Annotated in this window: 1 protein-coding gene; it reads right to left on the reverse strand. The window is 45.0% G+C overall.

Features of this window, described 5'->3' with window-relative positions; genetic code table 11:
• A partial coding sequence (locus tag ADICYQ_RS31380) for a phage portal protein (protein WP_040417715.1) occupies positions 1-551 on the reverse strand: 551 nt, incomplete at both ends.

Below are 551 nucleotides of genomic sequence, written 5' to 3' on the forward strand. Positions count from 1 at the left end.
AGGCGGAACGCGGAACGCAGCTTATTTCTGCTTTTTTCATCGTATTCAAGAAACAAGGCGTCGTTTTGGAGAATTTCCGCCAAGGATTTGATTTCCACGGAAACCGGCGTAATATCCTCGCCTCCGTGGAGATCCTTTTCTTTTGCGATTCCTTCCGCTTCGATCAGGAGAAATTTATGGGCGTTTTCCACGCCTTCAAGATCATTCATGTATTCCTGCAGCTCCCGGTAAGAAGCTTCAGACAGCATCCCGTTTTCCACTGTAATCGCAGCGGGGACGTGACGTCCCTGCTTAAAATACATAAAATTGAGTTCTTCTGCTTTTCGGGCTCCGTATAAATTGACAATATTGCCGATCCAGCGGGGTACACCGTATACGCCGCTTCCGATTTTGAGGTGAATGGCTTCATTTGCTTGATACTTCTCTGCCAATGTGTTTACATATTCACCTGTTCGCATATCCATTTTTCGCGGATCGCCGTATTCTTTAAAAAATACTTTCTTTCCATTGATCATCTGCACATATTTCGGAAGCGTTTTGCCTTTGATCCT

The sequence above is a fragment of the Cyclobacterium qasimii M12-11B genome, assembly GCF_000427295.1.
GTDB classification, from domain to species: domain Bacteria; phylum Bacteroidota; class Bacteroidia; order Cytophagales; family Cyclobacteriaceae; genus Cyclobacterium; species Cyclobacterium qasimii.